Annotated in this window: 15 protein-coding genes; 12 read left to right on the top strand and 3 right to left on the bottom strand. The window is 36.9% G+C overall.

Translation table 11 applies throughout. The features are described 5' to 3' along the window. The first annotated feature begins 55 nt into the window (after window positions 1-55). The 4 genes from rlmN (at window position 56) to MTQ00_RS08895 (ending at window position 4,153) form a co-directional block, all read left to right on the top strand. On the top strand, window positions 56-1,090 hold the full coding sequence (rlmN, locus tag MTQ00_RS08910; protein ID WP_172279252.1) for a 23S rRNA (adenine(2503)-C(2))-methyltransferase RlmN: 1,035 nt from the start codon (window positions 56-58) through the stop codon (window positions 1,088-1,090). 75 nt (window positions 1,091-1,165) lie between these two features. Beyond that, the gene (locus MTQ00_RS08905; RefSeq protein ID WP_172279250.1) at window positions 1,166-2,092 is read left to right on the top strand and encodes a sterol desaturase family protein; all 927 of its coding nucleotides are present in this window, start codon (window positions 1,166-1,168) and stop codon (window positions 2,090-2,092) included. Between the two features lie 130 nt (window positions 2,093-2,222). Continuing rightward, window positions 2,223-3,101 (top strand): hypothetical protein, encoded by an 879-nt coding sequence (locus MTQ00_RS08900; RefSeq protein WP_273648513.1) that lies wholly within the window; start codon window positions 2,223-2,225, stop codon window positions 3,099-3,101. Window positions 3,102-3,175: 74 nt separating this feature from the next. After that, window positions 3,176-4,153, top strand: coding sequence for a polyprenyl synthetase family protein (locus MTQ00_RS08895; protein WP_172279246.1), 978 nt, complete (start codon window positions 3,176-3,178; stop codon window positions 4,151-4,153). Window positions 4,154-4,365: 212 nt separating this feature from the next. Here MTQ00_RS08895 and MTQ00_RS08890 read toward each other — a convergent pair whose 3' ends face one another. After that, window positions 4,366-4,659 (bottom strand): hypothetical protein, encoded by a 294-nt coding sequence (locus MTQ00_RS08890; protein ID WP_172279244.1) that lies wholly within the window; start codon window positions 4,657-4,659, stop codon window positions 4,366-4,368. Window positions 4,660-4,796: 137 nt separating this feature from the next. On the opposite strand from MTQ00_RS08890, the gene MTQ00_RS08885 reads away from it, so the two are divergent. After that, window positions 4,797-7,229 carry an alpha-ketoacid dehydrogenase subunit alpha/beta gene (locus tag MTQ00_RS08885; RefSeq protein ID WP_273648512.1) on the top strand — a complete coding sequence of 811 codons (2,433 nt, stop codon included), beginning with the start codon at window positions 4,797-4,799 and terminating at the stop codon, window positions 7,227-7,229. A 138-nt stretch (window positions 7,230-7,367) separates the two neighbouring features. Here MTQ00_RS08885 and MTQ00_RS08880 read toward each other — a convergent pair whose 3' ends face one another. Then, on the bottom strand, window positions 7,368-7,529 hold the full coding sequence (locus MTQ00_RS08880; protein WP_273648511.1) for a bacteriocin-like protein: 162 nt from the start codon (window positions 7,527-7,529) through the stop codon (window positions 7,368-7,370). Window positions 7,530-7,708: 179 nt separating this feature from the next. Beyond that, entirely contained in the window at window positions 7,709-8,911 is a 1,203-nt protein-coding gene (locus MTQ00_RS08875) for an aminopeptidase C (protein WP_273648510.1), read from the bottom strand. Window positions 8,912-9,117: 206 nt separating this feature from the next. Between MTQ00_RS08875 and MTQ00_RS08870 the strand changes: the two genes are divergently transcribed. The 7 genes from MTQ00_RS08870 to MTQ00_RS08840 all read left to right on the top strand — a co-directional run bounded on the left by MTQ00_RS08870 (window position 9,118) and on the right by MTQ00_RS08840 (window position 16,940). Then, window positions 9,118-9,621, top strand: a complete 504-nt coding sequence (locus MTQ00_RS08870) for a GbsR/MarR family transcriptional regulator (protein ID WP_172279236.1) — start codon at window positions 9,118-9,120, stop codon at window positions 9,619-9,621. 142 nt (window positions 9,622-9,763) lie between these two features. Further along, entirely contained in the window at window positions 9,764-10,576 is an 813-nt protein-coding gene (locus MTQ00_RS08865) for a DCC1-like thiol-disulfide oxidoreductase family protein (protein ID WP_273648509.1), read from the top strand. Next, window positions 10,569-11,033 carry an SRPBCC family protein gene (locus MTQ00_RS08860; RefSeq protein ID WP_172279232.1) on the top strand — a complete coding sequence of 155 codons (465 nt, stop codon included), beginning with the start codon at window positions 10,569-10,571 and terminating at the stop codon, window positions 11,031-11,033. Before MTQ00_RS08865 ends, MTQ00_RS08860 begins: the two co-directional genes overlap by 8 nt. Continuing rightward, on the top strand, window positions 11,014-11,718 hold the full coding sequence (locus MTQ00_RS08855) for a YqjF family protein (RefSeq protein WP_172279230.1): 705 nt from the start codon (window positions 11,014-11,016) through the stop codon (window positions 11,716-11,718). The genes MTQ00_RS08860 and MTQ00_RS08855 overlap by 20 nt, the downstream gene beginning before the upstream one ends. 41 nt (window positions 11,719-11,759) lie before the next feature. Continuing rightward, entirely contained in the window at window positions 11,760-12,653 is an 894-nt protein-coding gene (locus MTQ00_RS08850; RefSeq protein ID WP_172279228.1) for a TIGR01777 family oxidoreductase, read from the top strand. Window positions 12,654-12,738: 85 nt separating this feature from the next. Further along, window positions 12,739-14,280 (top strand): alpha-L-fucosidase, encoded by a 1,542-nt coding sequence (locus MTQ00_RS08845; protein WP_273648508.1) that lies wholly within the window; start codon window positions 12,739-12,741, stop codon window positions 14,278-14,280. Next, window positions 14,280-16,940 carry a glycoside hydrolase family 3 N-terminal domain-containing protein gene (locus tag MTQ00_RS08840; protein ID WP_172279226.1) on the top strand — a complete coding sequence of 887 codons (2,661 nt, stop codon included), beginning with the start codon at window positions 14,280-14,282 and terminating at the stop codon, window positions 16,938-16,940. The genes MTQ00_RS08845 and MTQ00_RS08840 overlap by 1 nt, the downstream gene beginning before the upstream one ends. Window positions 16,941-16,998: the final 58 nt, after the last annotated feature.

The following is a 16,998-nucleotide window of genomic DNA, read 5'->3' as shown; positions in this document are numbered from 1 at the left end:
CGTTTGAGGATTTTAATCTAAAATTTATAATTTAAAATCTATACTCAACTCTATTTTGAAAGATATTCGAACTTTATCACTGGACCAGCTTAAAGACTACTTTTTGACTTTAGGAGAAAAACCATTTCGCGCGAAACAGGTTTATGACTGGTTGTGGAGTAAAAACCTCCATTCTATTGATGAGATGACCAATCTTTCAAAACAGCTTCGTGACAGAATTTCAGCAGAATATACCATCAATCCGGTATCTGTGGACCTGCTTCAGAAAAGTAAGGACGGAACCATTAAAAATGGGGTGAAACTTCACGATGGTCTTATGGTAGAATCTGTTCTGATTCCTACTGAAACAAGAACTACCGCTTGTGTTTCCTCACAGGTAGGATGTTCGTTAAACTGTGAATTCTGTGCTACCGCAAGACTAAAAAGAATGCGAAATCTTGAAGTCGCCGAGATCGTGGATCAGGTTGCACTTATTGACAGTCAAAGCAAAATGTATTTCGACCGCCCTCTTACCAATATCGTTTTTATGGGAATGGGAGAGCCAATGATGAATTACAAAAATGTGGTAGAAGCGATCCGGAAAATTACCCAGCCTGAAGGCTTGGGGATGTCTCCAAGGAGAATTACGGTTTCTACTTCCGGGATTCCAAAGATGATCAAGATGCTTGCCGATGATGACCTTAGGGTAAAACTGGCATTATCGCTTCACTCTGCGATAGAATCCAAGAGAAACGAAATCATGCCTTTTTCAGATAAGTTTCCTTTAACTGATATTATGGAGGCTCTTCAATACTGGTACAAAAAGACCGGCAACGTGATCACTTTTGAATATTGTGTGTGGAAAGGCATTAATGATGGTGATGAAGATATCAAAGCGCTGATCAAATATTGCAAGCAGGTTCCTTCCAAAGTTAATCTTATCCAGTACAATCCGATCGGTGATGGTAAATATGACCAGTGCAATAAACAGGCAGAAGAAAATTATGTTCGTCAGCTTGAAAATGCGGGTATTACAGTAATGATCAGAAAAAGCAGAGGTGGAGATATTGATGCCGCATGCGGACAATTGGCCAATAAGACGACCGATTAAAATTTCCTTAAAAAATTATCTAAAATGGGACTCTGATTTTCAGAATGTCCTACCTTTGTACAAAAATTAGTAACGATGAATTACTTTTTGGGCGAAGATGGACTAGAAAATGTCTATGCCTGGGCAATTCCCTTTCATGCCACCGTAATTTTAGCTGAAATGATTTATAGCCACGTTTCTGAGGCTAAACTATATAATAAAAAAGATGTAGCAACAAGCGTTTTTTTAGCTCTTCTGAATTTTGGTTTGGATCTGGTAATGAAGGTTTTTGCAATGGGGGTGATGTTTTTCTTTTACAATCACCGTCTTTTCTCTTGGGATTTCACCATCTGGTACTGGCTGATCTGCTTTGTTATCACGGATTTTGCATATTATGTGCTTCATTATGTAGATCATCATTCCAGGGCTTTCTGGGCAGTTCATATTACCCACCACAATTCCGAATACTTTAACCTGACAACGGGATTCAGGAGTCCTGTTTTACAACCGTTGTACCGGTACCTCTATTTTTCTCCGCTTGCCTTTTTAGGATTCAATCCATGGCATATTATGGTAGTGTACGCTATCGGACAGGTATATGGAACATGGGTTCATACGCAAACGGTAAAAAAGATGGGTTTCCTGGAACATATTCTGGTGACTCCATCCCATCACCGTGTACATCATGCATGCAACATCAAATATCTCGATAGAAATATGGGAATGTGCCTGATCATCTGGGATAAAATGTTCGGAACTTTTGAAAAAGAGGATCCGAATATTCCTGTGAAATACGGGATATACCCTAAAATGCCCGATGACAGACCTGATACGGTGCTGTTCTATGAATGGCGAAAAATATGGAAAGATATCAAACAACCGGGATTGAAATTCTCAGACAGGATCAATTATATTTTCAATTCTCCCGGCTGGAGACATGACGGTACAGGAAAGACGGTAAGGCAATATCAGAAAGATTACTTTGCAAGGAAAATCCGCAAACAACATAAAAAGTCAGCATAAATTTTTTCAAACAACTTTTTTAATCAGTAAAACGGGCCCAAAAGCCCGTTTTATTTTAGCAATATGATAAGTGCATCGTTTACAGCATCAATTTTGCTATGCTAAACCGGTAAATTAGTATTTTTATTCAATGAAAAAGGTTATCCTCATCTTTGTATTTCTGTTTTTTCAGACTTCATTTTCCCAACAGACAGATTTTCTTAAAATAAAAAGGTACAGAACAGCCTTTTTAGAAGATGAGGTTAAAGAAACATCGGGATTGGATTTCTTTAATGGTCAACTTTATACTTTTAATGATAGTGGTAATAGCCCGGAGCTTTTTGAAATAGACAAGGACTCAGGAAAGGTGTTGAGTATCCTGAAAATTAAAGCTAAAAATAAAGATTGGGAAGCGCTTACTCATGATGACTCTCATTTCTATATCGGAGATTTTGGAAATAATACAGGAACAAGAAAAGACCTTGAAATTTATAAAGTTCCTTTTTCTAATGGCAGGATGGAAAATGACTCTATTAGAACCCTTTCTTTTTATTATCCTGAACAAAAAGAATTTGTCCCCAAAAACACCAATAATGATTTCGATGCGGAAGCTATGATTTATTTGAATGGTAAACTGCATATTTTTACCAAAGAATGGTCCGCAAAAGCAACCTCACATTATACCATCGATCCAAAAGCGGATGAATTGCAGAAAGCCGAAAAAATAGAAACTTATAAAACAGATTTTGTAGTAACCGATGCTGCTTATTTTGATCATAAACTCTATTTGGTTGGATACACCAAAAAAACAGAAGTTTTCCTTGATATTTTTAATGAAACTGAACCGGGAATCTTTTTTAAAGAGAGATTAAAGCACTATTATCTGGGAAGTGCCACCTCAATCGGGCAGATCGAAGGAATTGCCGTAGATGAAAAAGGAGTCTATATTTCCGGGGAGAAATTCCGTTATCCACTCGGAACTGTAAAGCAGAGTCTGTATTTTATTCCAAAAGAAGAATTCAAAGATTGAATTTTCTACTAAAATTGCCTGAAAAAAATTATCTTTGTGAATATTAATTATTATTTATCCATCACTCACAGATTGTGGCAAACATCGTAGAAGAAATCAAGCAACCGATCAATGAAGAAATGAAACTTTTCGAACAAAAGTTTTATGAATCTATGCAAAGTAAAGTTCCTTTACTGGATAAAGTGACACGTTTCATTGTTACGACCAAGGGGAAGCAGATGCGTCCTATGTTTGTATTTCTTTGCGCAAAGTTGGTAGGTGAAGTTACAGAAAAGACCTATCGCGGAGCCTCGATGATAGAGTTGATCCATACCGCAACATTGGTCCATGATGATGTAGTGGATGAAAGTTTTAAAAGAAGGAATTTTTTCTCTATTAATGCTTTATGGAAGAATAAAATTGCAGTATTGGTTGGGGATTATCTCTTATCGAAATCAGTTCTGTTGTCTACCGACCATAAAGATTATGATTTACTTTCTGTTATTTCAAGGACCATCAGGGAAATGTCTGAAGGAGAGCTTCTTCAATTGGAAAAAGCCAGAAAGCTTGATATTACTGAAGATGTTTATTATGAAATTATCCGTCAGAAAACAGCAACCCTGATTGCCGCATGTTGCGAAATAGGTGTTTTGTCAAATAACGCTGATGAAAAGCTTGCAAAAAGAATGCAGGACTTTGGAACTTATACCGGAATGGCTTTTCAGATTAAAGATGACCTGTTCGATTATCTAAGTTCAAATGTTATCGGGAAACCGGTGGGGATTGATATTAAGGAACAGAAAATGACACTTCCTTTGATCCATACCCTTACAATAGCAAGTGAAAAAGACAGAAAATACTATCTCAATACGATCAAACGCTATAATAATGATCAGAAGCGTGTAAAAGAGCTTATCGCTTTTGTTAAGAGCTCAGGTGGGCTGGATTATGCTATCAGTGTAATGAAAGATTTCCAGCAAAAAGCAAAAGACCTGCTTAATGAATTCCCCGATTCAGATGCTAAAAGATCACTCCACAGCATGCTGGATTATGTGATCGAAAGAAAATTCTAAAAGTGCCGGTACTTTTTTTATCTCCCGTAAATAATTAATCCTTAAAGCGGTTTTTCCTGTTACAGTTCTCTGTAATTGCCATCCGTTGGGAAATTCTATAAATGCTTTTATAATCAGATTATCTTAAAATAAAGTGAATTTGATTATATGGCCTAAATATTCATTTATATTCAACTCTACTTAATGTTTATCTTTCAATTCGGGATAAATGATTACATTATTCTTATGGTTACGATGATAACTGCCAGGACTATGCAGAATAAAGCAATTAAAAATAAATAATCCGCAATGTTCTCAAACTTGGTTTCTCTTTTTTCATTCTTCGTTCTGATAGCCAGAAATGAAAAAAAACAACTGCAGGCAAAAAGTATACAAGCAACACCTGCAAATTCGTCCAGATACGTACTACCACTGATTTTAGTGATTTTCAATGAAGTGATTATAATCAGAGAAAATCCTAAAAGATTGCTGGATGCATTTAATATATGAGGTGATTTTTTTTCCATTTATACAAATTTATTTAAAATAAAACACAATTTGCCTTATTATCAAATTTTTAAAAAAGATTATTAAAAATTAAAATTAATTTAAAAAGTGTATATTAGCAAAATACTTCTAGAACTAAAAATTTTTATATTTGGCTATGCAAACAACCTATATTGAAACACAGAAGATTTCCTTTCAAGATTTTAAAAATCAAATACTTGAAGACTATAAATTAGGGAGAATCTCTCGTGAAATGTCTTACCTGGGGAGAAGAGAAGTTCTTACAGGAAAAGCTAAATTCGGGATCTTCGGTGACGGTAAAGAATTACCACAGCTGGCAATGGCGAAAGTTTTCAGAAATGGCGACTTCCGTTCAGGATATTACAGGGATCAGACCTTTGCTTTGTCCGTCAATGCGTTAACGGTTGAAAGCTTTTTTGCACAGCTATATGCAGATACCAGCGTAGAAAGAGAGCCGGCATCAGCAGGAAGACAGATGAACGGGCATTTCGCAACGAGAAGCTTACATGAGGACGGGAGCTGGAAAAACCTTATGGCTCAAAAAAATATTTCTTCTGATATTTCTCCTACAGCAGGACAAATGCCTAGATTATTAGGGTTAGCTCAGGCTTCTAAAATATATAAATCAGTACAATTTGAAGGTTCTGAAAAGTTTTCAAACAATGGAAATGAAATAGCTTTCGGAACAATTGGCGATGCTTCCACAGCAGAAGGCCATTTTTGGGAAACTCTGAATGCGGCTTGTGCACTTCAGGTTCCGATGATCGTTTCGATCTGGGATGATGGGTACGGGATTTCTGTTCCTACTAAAAACCAGAGAGCAAAGGCGGATATCTCTGAAATGCTAAGTGGTTTCCAGAGAAAAGAAGGAGAAAACCAGGGATGCGAGATCATTCAGGTAAAAGCATGGGATTATCCTGCATTATTGGATGCCTACGCAAGAGCTGAACATTTTGCAAGAACTGAAAGTGTTCCTGTAGTTGTTCACGTCATTGAAGTTACGCAACCACAAGGGCACTCTACTTCAGGATCTCACGAAAGATATAAGAATGAAGAACGTCTTTCATGGGAAGCAGATTTTGACGGGTTGGTCAAGTTCAGAGAGTGGATTCTCAACTATTCCATTGAAATTGAAGGTAAAGAAGAGGTGATTGCAACCGCAGAAGAACTGGATGCTATCGATGACGAGGCTAAAAAGACAGTAAAAGCCGGACAGAAACTGGCTTGGGAAAACTATCAGAAAACCATTTCAGACCTGTCAAAAGCAGTTTTACCTTTGGTGGAAAACCTTAAAGGTCAAAATGCAGAAATAGAAAATTACATTACTCATTTTAATAAATTAGTCTCAAAAGCTAAAAAAGATATTTTCCACTTGGTAAGAATGTCTTTACTGGCAACAAGAGGAACCAATACTCCTGAAAGAAACCAGCTAATACAGAAGTACAATGAGATCCTGGAAGTAGAAAAAGACAACTATTCTTCTCATCTGTATTCTCAGTCTCAGTGGAAGGCCGAAAACGTTAAAGAGATCAAGCCTGTATATTCAGACAGCTCAGAAGATGTGGATGGAAGAGTAGTGGTAAGAAACAACTTTGATAAAATTTTTGAAAAATATCCTGAAACCCTTGTATTTGGAGAAGATGCCGGAAACATCGGTGATGTAAACCAGGGACTTGAAGGAATGCAGGAGAAATATGGTGAAGTTCGTGTTGCAGATACGGGAATCCGTGAAGCGACTATTTTAGGCCAGGGAATCGGTATGGCAATGAGAGGTCTGAGACCAATTGCCGAGATCCAGTATTTAGACTATATCCTATACTGCCTGCAGGGAATGAGTGATGATCTGGCAACAGTTCAGTACAGAACAAAAGGAGGGCAGAAAGCACCCGTAATTATCAGAACAAGAGGGCACAGATTAGAAGGGGTATGGCATTCAGGTTCTCCGATGGCAGGAATTCTTAATCTTTCAAAAGGGATTCTGGTACTAGTACCAAGAAACCTTACAAAAGCTGCAGGATTCTATAATACAATGCTTCAGAGTGATGATCCGGCAGTAATTGTTGAGTGTCTGAACGGATACCGTTTAAAAGAGAAGCAGCCTGATAACCTGGGAGAGTTTACTGTTCCTGTCGGGAAGATTGAAGTAACGAAAGAAGGAAAGGATGTAACGTTAGTAACCTATGGGTCTACATGGAGAATTGTAATGGAGGCAGCAGAAGAGCTGGAGAAATTAGGAATTTCTTCAGAGGTTATTGATGTTCAGTCTTTAATTCCTTTTGATTTAACAAACGAAATTGCTGAGAGTGTGAAGAAAACCAACAGATTAGTGGTGATCGATGAAGATGTGGAAGGAGGAACTTCAGCATTTATTCTTCAGCAGATTTTGGAGAAGCAAAAAGCTTTCAGATATCTTGATTCTGATCCTTTAACAATTGCCGCAAATGACCACCGTCCTGCTTATGCAAGTGATGGAGATTATTTCAGCAAACCTTCTGCAGATGATATGGTAGAAAAGATCTATGCGATGTTTAATGAAACCAATCCTCAAAAATATCCGGCGATATTCTAAGGACAAAAAAATATACAAAAAAGCTTCCGGGTAACCCGGAAGCTTTTTTTTGCATTATTGATTTCATTTAATTTTAATTCAGAAATTTATTATACAAAAAATCCCCGGAAAATTTGGGGATTTTGGCTGTAGAATCAATTAATCTTCAGGACAACTGCTTGATCCTGCATTACATGTCCAGTAACCCGGAAATCCGTTTTTGGGACGATGATAACAAGCTATTCCTTCTGCGCAGTCCGGTGGATTTCCACCACTAATTCTTTTTAATTCAGATTTGGATAATTTTTTTGAATTTTTCATATTGCTTTAATTTGTTGATTAGATTACAAATATAACAGTTTTGGTTTCACTCTTATTGGATTTATGACTAATCAAATAATTCTTATACATAAAATAAAACAGCTTCTGGTTTACAGAAGCTGTTTTTTAACCGAGTAAATATTTAAAATTGTCATCAAATGACAAAGTGATTTTGTTAATTATAAACCGATGTTTTTGGTAGGTTTTAATTGTCTTAAAATATTTTTTGGAATGGCATTCTTATGTACAAGAATAGCAGTTGACTTATATTCAACGTATGGTCTTGTTACATAGATATATCCTTCAAAATCATTGGTAACACCCCATGAGTTCTTTACCATATAATATTCTTTTCCGCTTTGATCTTTTGCTAAACCTACGATATGCATACCATGGTCATCCGTGGTTGAAAGGTTGTTAAGAGCTTTCTGACGCATATCTTCTGTGATCGCTTTGTCTTTTTTAGGCTCTGTAAACAATTCTTTTTTTACTTCAGGAGTGATCTGGTCAAGATCTACATCCGGAACATAGGCCACTCCGTTTTTATATGAAAAATAAGGTTCAGATACATCTGTTGCCCAACCTACAGAATATCCTTTTGAAATTGCATTGTCAACAATTGCAGTCATATCTGTCATCGGAATATTCCAGTCAGAATCATGGCTCCAGTTATCAGGAATCGGGTTTACAAATTTCTGGAAATAAGGATAATCTTTGTAAGAAGATAATTCTACATAATCTTCAGGATTGATTCCTACGACCTCCTTAGCAAATGTTTTCGGAGTGTAGGATTTCCCCTCATATGTAAAGTTAGTCGGAACTTTTCCAAGGTACTCATCCAGAATAACATCCACAGAAGACATCCAGTTGTCGGAAAGTTTTCCTTTAGATGAAGCCTGAACCAAACTATCTAATACAGTCTTTAATTTACCCTGCATTTCCTTGAAGTTGTTGGTGGTTTGTCCGGCTTTCAATCCTGTATACACTTCCTGAGGAACTGCACCGTACTTTTTGTACATATTGATTACATCGTGCAATTCACCTCCGTCTCCCCAACTGATAGCTCCGTTATTTAAAACATATAATTTTGCTTTGTCATGGTAAGAGTTTCTTGCGGTAAAGATTTCTGCCAGGTCTACAGGTTTTTTACCCATACGCTGCATTTCAGACTCAAGAAAAGAGTTCCCCGAGTAGCTCCAGCACGTTCCTGAAGATCCCTGGTTTTTTACTGAAGTAGCACCAACATCTTTAAGAGTCGTAAATTTAAAGTTAGCATTTTGGGATTGATTGTTTTTCAACTTGTTGATCAAGTCATCCTGTGCGAACATCATACTTCCTGCAGACAAAACAAAAAGTAATGAGGCAATTTTGTTATATTTCATTACTAAAAAGATTATTATTGAATAGTCGTTGTAATACAAGATTTGTTACAAAGGAAAAGGTTAAATTTTAAATTGGAGTTATTTGGGTGAAAAAGCAGGAATTCTATGTTACCATAATATAAAAACTTTAAATTTAATTTTCAAAAATTATTGAAAGTTCGAAAATTATTATTACATTTGTAATAGAAATTCAAAAAGAGATCAATATGCAACTTTCAGAGGCGAAGGAAAAATATATTCAGACGTGGGGAACATTTGCTACCAATTGGGGGATTAACCGGACAATGGCACAGGTTCATGCATTGCTTTTGGCAAGTGGAAAGCCATTATCAACAGATGAGGTAATGGAGCAGCTTGAAATTTCAAGAGGAAATGCCAATATGAATTTACGGGCTCTGATGGACTGGGGAATTGTAAAAAAGGAATTTGTAAAAGGAGACCGGAAAGAGTATTTCATTGCTGAAAAAGATGTGTGGTTTCTGTTTAAGCAAATCACAAAAGAAAGAAGAAAAAGGGAAATCGAACCGGTAATTTCTTTTTTAGAAGAATTAAAGAATATTGAAGACCGTGATTCTGATGAAGCCAAAGAGTTTATTAAGTTGATGGAAGATTTTAGTTCGGTTACGGGGAAGATTAATAATATTATGGATCTCGCGATCAAAAGTGATGATCATTGGCTGGTAGGAAAGATCACGAATCTATTAAAATAAGGCTAAAAAGGACAGTGTTCCTTTTTTATTTCAAATAAACTTTCAAAAATTATTGAAAATATAATAATTATGAAAAATTTAATCATTCATTTGTTTTTGATTTTGTACTTCTCGAAAAGAAAATCATTTTAAAATTAAGGATATGAAAACTCTAAAGAACCAGACCCTCATCTACGACAATGAATGTCCTATGTGTAATATTTACTCTAAAGGTTTTATACAATGTGGAATGCTTGATGAAAATGGGAGAGAGGCTTTTAGTGAATTGAGTGTTAAGAGCAGATCGGTTATTGATTATAAGCGGGCAAAAAATGAAATTGCGTTGATTGATCATAGCACAAATGAAGTGATATACGGTCTGGACAGCCTGCTTGCTATTATTGGAAACTCATTTCCGGTATTGGAGAAGATAGTGAGAATACAACCTTTTTACTGGTTTTTCAGAAAATTATATTCTTTTGTGTCATATAACAGAAAACAGATTATTCCATCATCTAAACCTTATACAGAAGAGTCATGTGTTCCCGATTTTAACATGAAGTACAGGATCGGATACATCCTGTTTGTGGTGATTTTTTCCTCCTGTATTTTAAGTGTATTTGTTACAAAAACGGGATTAGGTTTTAGCCGGAATTTTTTAAGGGAATTGGCCATTTGTTTAGGGCAGATCGCTTGGCAAACTGTTTTTTTAAAGGCCTACCTGAAAGATAAAATATGGGATTATATCGGAAATATGATGACTGTTTCCCTGATCGGGACCCTGCTTTTATTGCCTGCTCTCTTTACAGAATTCAATTCTCTATTTTATATTTTTTACTTTGGAATTGTGGTTTTCATGATGCTTCTAGAGCACATAAGACGTTGCAAAATATTGGAATTGAATTTTATTCCGTCCATAAGTTGGATTATTTACAGAACTATTGTCTTGATCACTTTATTGTATTACTATGTCTAGAATTTATTTAAAAACAATCATTAAGGCAGACATCTGTAAAGTTTTTGATCTATCAAGGGATATTGATCTGCATCAGCAATCAACATCCGGTACAGAGGAGAAAGCTATTGCCGGACGTATGCACGGACTTATTGAACTGAATGAAACGGTAACATGGCGTGCAAAGCATCTGGGAATATATCAGACGCACACTTCAAAAATAATCAGTATGGAAAAGCCTCTGGAGTTTACTGATGTTATGCTGAAAGGAACTTTTAAATCATTAAAGCATCAGCACCTTTTCAAACAGGAAGGAAATTACACGATCATGACCGATATTTTCGAATTTGAATCTCCTTTGGGAATGATCGGTATGCTGTTTAATTATTTTTTTCTTAAAAATTACCTCAAAGATTTTTTAGTAAAAAGAAATGAAATCATCAAAAAAATGCAGAATTATGAACTTTTTAAAGGCTGAATGGCGCAAACTGGCGATCATCAATTATGAAATAGATCCTGAAATACTGATAAAATATCTTCCTGAAGGTACAGAACTTGATTTCTATAAAGGGAAATGCTATATAAGTCTTGTCGGATTTATGTTTTTAAATACCAGATTACTCGGTTTACGCATCCCTTTTCACCGCAACTTTGAGGAAGTTAACCTTAGGTTTTATGTGAAAAAAAGAGAAAATAATGCATGGAAAAGAGGAGTGGTCTTTATTAAAGAGATTGTTCCGAAACCGGCCTTAAGCTTTATTGCAAATGCTATCTATAATGAAAATTATAAAACGCTGCCGATGAAAAACGCAATAGCAAAAAAGGAACACGAAATGTTGGTTACATATTCATGGAAAGATAAAACATGGCATTCTATGGAAATTACTGCAGATCTTCAGGCACTTCCTATGGAATCTGATTCTGAATTTGAGTTCATTACCGAACACTATTACGGATTTACAAAAAATGATAACAAGACTTCCGAGTATGAAGTTTGCCACCCTCAATGGAAATATTATCTGGTAAAAGATCATCAGTTGAAGATAGATTTTGAAAGAATCTACGGAAAAGATTTTAAATTTTTGAACATTCAGGATCCTCTGTCTGTAATGCTTGCAGAAGGTTCCGAGATTAAAGTAAAAATAAAAAAATATATTATCTGAAACGGAGTTCAGAATAATTAACCCTCTAAAACCCTAAATTTATGAAAATCATTATTGCAGGCGGTACAGGATTTCTTGGTGAAAACCTGAAAGAGTATTTCCGTGCGAAAGGAAATCAGGTCTATATTTTAACCAGAAATCCTAAAAATGAACACGAAATGTATTGGGATGCAACCCATATCGGCGAGTGGTCACATAAGCTTGAGAGCTGTGATGTCCTGATCAATCTTACGGGGAAATCTGTTGACTGCAGGTATAATGATAAAAACAAAAAAGAAATTTATTCCTCAAGAATTGAAAGTACAAGAGTTCTTCAAAAAGCGGTAGACCAATGCACTGACAAACCGAAAATATGGCTGAATGCAAGTTCGGCAACCATTTATGTGCACTCTGAAAAGAATCTGAATACAGAAGAAAACGGAGTTATAGGAGATGATTTTTCGATGAATATCTGTAAAAGCTGGGAAAAGGAATTCTTTGCCGTGCATCATGATGAGATAAGGAAAGTGGCGTTACGTACTTCTATAGTAATGGGGAAAAACGGAGGAGCTTTCCCAAAACTTTGCCAGGTTACAAAACTAGGGTTAGGAGGAAGACAGGGAAGAGGGAATCAGCATGTTAGCTGGATTCATATTGAAGATTTTTGTCGTGCCATTGAATGGATCATACATCATGAATACATTTCAGGTTGTGTTAATGTGACCGCTCCTCAGCCTTTAACTAATGAAGAATTAATGAAAAAACTACGGAAACGTTTACGAATTCCGTTTGGAATTAATTCCCCTGTGTGGCAACTGGAACTGGCGTCTGTATTTCTCAATACAGAAACAGAATTATTACTTAAAAGCAGAAATGTATATCCGGAAATACTGATGAAAAATGGCTTTCAATTCCTCTATCCTGATATTGATTCTGCTTTACAGAAACTTATCTAGGTTTGAAACCCCATAAAGGATTAGTCTTAGTAAGCTAAAAACAGAAATTTCATCCGCGGGGAGAAAATATTTTTAAAAACCCTGAATGTTTAAAAGCTCTGAAGCTACTCATCAGGAGTCATACAGGGAAGTAATTTTTGCGAGTTTACAGCAGGATGATTACATTAGCAAAAAGTATTTTTTTATGCTGATTCCACAAAAAACTAAAACCTTTTTTCTTTCATCACTTTTCATATCGGCAACCTTTCTTTCACAGGCCCATAATGTTTCAAAAGGCTATGAGAAGCCAACGGACCCTTTGGTTGTGAAAAACCTGGAAGAATGGCAGGATCTTAAATTCGGACTTTTTATGCATTGGGGAACGTACAGCCAATGGGGAATTGTAGAAAGCTGGAGTCTATGCCCGGAAGACGAATCGTGGACTCAGCGTAAGCCTGAACACGGAGAAACATATAATGAATATGTGAAGAATTATGAAAATCTTCAGACAACATTCAATCCAACTCAGTTTAATCCCCGGAAGTGGGCTGATGCAGCTAAAAAAGCGGGAATGAAATATGTAGTTTTTACAACGAAGCACCATGATGGATTTTCCATGTTTGATACGAAAGAATCTGATTACAAAATAACGTCTGCTAAAACTCCTTTTTCTAAAAATCCCAAAGCAGATGTTGTACAAGAAATTTTTACCACATTCCGTAAAGAGGGATTTAAGATCGGAGCTTATTTTTCTAAACCGGACTGGCATTCCGATGATTATTGGTGGCCTTACTTTCCTCCAAAAGACCGGAATGTAAATTATGATCCTAAAAAATATCCGGAAAGATGGGAACGCTTTAAGAAGTTTACCTGGAATCAGCTCAATGAGATTACTTCAAATTATGGTAAAATAGATATACTGTGGCTGGATGGTGGCTGGGTGCGCCCCTTTAAAACAATTGATCCTGCTGTAGAATGGCAAAAAACCATTAAGGTGGAACAGGATATCGATATGGATAAGATTGGTAATATGGCCCGGAAAAACCAGCCGGGAATCATTATCGTAGACCGTACGGTTCCCGGAAAATGGGAAAATTATGTAACTCCGGAACAGGCAGTGCCCGATCAGCCTCTTTCAATTCCCTGGGAAAGCTGTATTACCATGGGAGATTCTTTTTCTTACGTACCTAATGATCATTATAAGTCCTCCCAAAAGATCATTGAAACCCTCATTAAAATCATTTCAAGAGGAGGAAACTATCTGATGAATATTGCTCCCGGTCCTAATGGGGATTATGATGCTGTGGTATATGAAAGGCTGAAAGAAATATCCGGTTGGATGGATAAGAATGGGGCAGCTGTTTTTGCAACAAGAACCTTGGCTCCTTTTCATGAAGGGGACTTTTATTACACCACGAGCAAAGACGGAAAAACGGTGAATGTATTCCATACCGATGAAAAAACAAGTTATGCAGCTCCTTCTGACCTGAGTTTTTCAGTCCCTGAAAACTTTACCCCTAAATCCCTGAAAATTCTGGGTATTGATTCGAAGGTACAGTGGAAGCAGAAAGGAAACAGCATTGAGGTGCACCTGCCTTCAGAACGTAAACAGCTCATATATTCAACTGTAATTCAACTACAGAAATAATGAAGTTCCGTTTTCGATTTCCAGGAATCGCTTTGCTATTAAGTCTAAGCTTTGTTTCCGCTCAAAAACCACTGTATAAAGATTCAAAACAACCTGTTGAGCTAAGGGTTCAGGATCTGCTCAAAAGAATGACGCCTGAAGAAAAGTTCTGGCAGTGTTTTATGATTCCCGGAGACCTGGATCATGTTTCCAAAGATCAGTACCGGCATGGGATTTTTGGATTACAGGTGAGTGCCACCAATCAAGGAGATGGTGTAGCCGGACAAATGCTAAAATATAATGCAGATGAGGATGCAGAGAGACTGGCGAGAAAAATCAATAGTATTCAGAAATATTTTATTGAAGAATCAAGATTGGGAATTCCGATTATTCCATTTGATGAAGCTTTACACGGTTTAATGAGAGAAGGCGCTACGGCCTTTCCACAAGCCATTGCTTTATCTTCATCTTTTAATCAAGGGCTGATGAAGGAAGTCTCCATGGCGATTGCAAAAGAATCGAAACTGAGGGGAATCCGTCAGATCTTAACTCCTGTAGTTAATTTGGCCAGTGATGTGAGATGGGGCAGAACAGAGGAGACATATGGAGAAGACCCGTTTTTGACCTCCGTGATGGGAACCGGTTTTGTAAGCTCATTCGAAAATACAGGAATCATTACAACGCCTAAACATTTTCTTGCGAACGTGGGGGAGGGAGGAAGAGATTCTTATCCTATCCACTGGAGCAAAAGATATCTGGAAGAAACCCACCTTATTCCGTTTTTTAAAGCATTTACAGAGGGAAAAAGCAGATCTGTAATGACTTCTTATAATTTGTTGGATGGAAGACCTGCCACAGCAAACCACTGGTTGTTATCAGAAAAATTGAAAAAAGAATGGAATTTTAAAGGATTTGTAATCAGTGATGCAAGTGCAGTTGGTGGTGCCAATGTATTGCATTTTACGGCAAAAGATTATGAGGATGCCTCAGCTCAGGCAATTAATGCAGGTCTGGACGTAATTTTTCAGACGGATTACGAGCATTACCGATTATTTATTCCATCATTCCTGGACGGAAGAATATCTCAGGAGAGAATAGATGATGCTGTTTCGCGGGTACTGAGGGCTAAATTCGAACTCGGGTTATTTGACGATCCATACATATCCGATAAAGATATTGAGGGCTTAAAAAAGCTTAATTATGCAAGTCTTGCAGAAAAAGCTGCAATAGAGTCTTTTGTCTTGCTTCAGAACAAAAACAACACACTCCCTGTTTCCGCAAATGCAAAAAGAATCCTTTTAGTAGGTGCTGATGCGACGGAAGCCAGATTAGGCGGGTATTCAGGACCGGGAAATCATAAGGTGAGTATATTGGAAGGCATTAAGAACTTTTGCTCAAAGAAAGGGATTGAGGTAGTATATGCTAAAGGAATTGAGCGGAATGTGAAAGATGTACTGACTGTTCCTGCTGAATTTTTATCTTTTGGAAATCAAAAGGGCTTGAAAGGATTTTATTTTTCAAATAGTGAATTCAAAGGAAATCCTGCATTTGAAAGACAGGATGAACAGATTAATTTTCAATGGACTTTGTATTCTCCTGATGTGGAAAAGCTTCAGCCGGATAATTACAGTGTGCGTTGGACCGGGCAATTAAAAGCTCCGGATTCAGGCAAGTATCGGTTGGGCCTTCGTGGAAATGATGGTTTCAGATTATATCTGGACGGCAAACTGGTTGTAGATCAGTGGGAAAAGCTAAGCTATTCCACTCAAACCACAGAAATAGATTTTGTTAAAAATAAAAGTTATGATCTTCAGATCGAATTTAAAGAAAACAGGGGCGAAGCTCATATAGAACTGATATGGAATTATGGTGTAGAAGATCAGAAAAAGAATTTTAATGAAGCCTTGGAACTGGCAAAAACGGCAGATCATATTATTGTCACCGCAGGAATTCATGAAGGCGAGTTTCAGGATCGCTCATCTTTAGCCCTTCCCGGAAATCAGGAAGACTTTATTCATCAGGTGTCGAAGTTAAGTAAACCGACTACCGTGGTCTTAGTCGGAGGTTCAGCAATAAAAACAACAAAGTGGAAAGATGAGGTCGGAGCTATTTTAGATGTATGGTATCCTGGAGAGCAAGGGGGAAATGCAATCGCAAAAGTTCTTTTTGGGGACGAAAACCCATCCGGAAAACTGCCGGTTACGTTTCCACAGGAAGAAGGGCAGCTTCCGTTAACGTATAACCATCATCCTACCGGCAGGGGAAATGATTATTATGACCTGAGTGGCGAGCCATTGTATCCCTTTGGATATGGATTGAGCTATACGACTTTTGAGATTTCGGATTTACAATTGAACAAGACCCAATATCACACAAACGATACCATTATTGCGAAGGTTACTATTAAAAATACCGGAAAGGTGAGTGGAAGCGAAGTTGTCCAACTCTATGTAAGAGATAAATTGGCTTCAGTTTCCAGACCTGTTCTTGAACTAAAAGGATTTCAGAAAGTATATCTGAAACCGGGAGAATTAAAGAAGGTATCTATAGAAGTTCCCGTAAAAGATCTGAAGTTTTTGGATGAGAAAATGAACTGGATCGTAGAAAAAGGGACTTACCGTATTATGATTGGGAACTCTTCCAAAAATCTGACTTTAAAGCAGGATGTTGAAGTTCAGTAATTTAAGATTGTGGTATGATATATGTAATATTTACTCCGAACCTGAATGAAATTAATTA

It is taken from the genome of Chryseobacterium sp. B21-037, assembly GCF_028570785.1.
Taxonomy (GTDB): domain Bacteria; phylum Bacteroidota; class Bacteroidia; order Flavobacteriales; family Weeksellaceae; genus Chryseobacterium; species Chryseobacterium proteolyticum.
This window is presented reverse-complemented; position numbering and strand designations above follow the sequence as displayed.

What these genes read in the sequence shown, in the direction of transcription:
- MTQ00_RS08905 (WP_172279250.1), top strand. Translation starts at nt 1,166, where the DNA reads ATGAATTACTTTTTGGGCGAAGATGGACTAGAAAATGTCTATGCCTGG.
- MTQ00_RS08900 (WP_273648513.1), top strand. Translation starts at nt 2,223, where the DNA reads ATGAAAAAGGTTATCCTCATCTTTGTATTTCTGTTTTTTCAGACTTCA.
- MTQ00_RS08890 (WP_172279244.1), bottom strand. Translation starts at nt 4,659, where the DNA reads ATGGAAAAAAAATCACCTCATATATTAAATGCATCCAGCAATCTTTTA.
- MTQ00_RS08885 (WP_273648512.1), top strand. Translation starts at nt 4,797, where the DNA reads ATGCAAACAACCTATATTGAAACACAGAAGATTTCCTTTCAAGATTTT.
- MTQ00_RS08880 (WP_273648511.1), bottom strand. Translation starts at nt 7,529, where the DNA reads ATGAAAAATTCAAAAAAATTATCCAAATCTGAATTAAAAAGAATTAGT.
- MTQ00_RS08875 (WP_273648510.1), bottom strand. Translation starts at nt 8,911, where the DNA reads ATGAAATATAACAAAATTGCCTCATTACTTTTTGTTTTGTCTGCAGGA.
- MTQ00_RS08870 (WP_172279236.1), top strand. Translation starts at nt 9,118, where the DNA reads ATGCAACTTTCAGAGGCGAAGGAAAAATATATTCAGACGTGGGGAACA.
- MTQ00_RS08865 (WP_273648509.1), top strand. Translation starts at nt 9,764, where the DNA reads ATGAAAACTCTAAAGAACCAGACCCTCATCTACGACAATGAATGTCCT.
- MTQ00_RS08860 (WP_172279232.1), top strand. Translation starts at nt 10,569, where the DNA reads ATGTCTAGAATTTATTTAAAAACAATCATTAAGGCAGACATCTGTAAA.
- MTQ00_RS08855 (WP_172279230.1), top strand. Translation starts at nt 11,014, where the DNA reads ATGAACTTTTTAAAGGCTGAATGGCGCAAACTGGCGATCATCAATTAT.
- MTQ00_RS08850 (WP_172279228.1), top strand. Translation starts at nt 11,760, where the DNA reads ATGAAAATCATTATTGCAGGCGGTACAGGATTTCTTGGTGAAAACCTG.
- MTQ00_RS08845 (WP_273648508.1), top strand. Translation starts at nt 12,739, where the DNA reads ATGTTTAAAAGCTCTGAAGCTACTCATCAGGAGTCATACAGGGAAGTA.
- MTQ00_RS08840 (WP_172279226.1), top strand. Translation starts at nt 14,280, where the DNA reads ATGAAGTTCCGTTTTCGATTTCCAGGAATCGCTTTGCTATTAAGTCTA.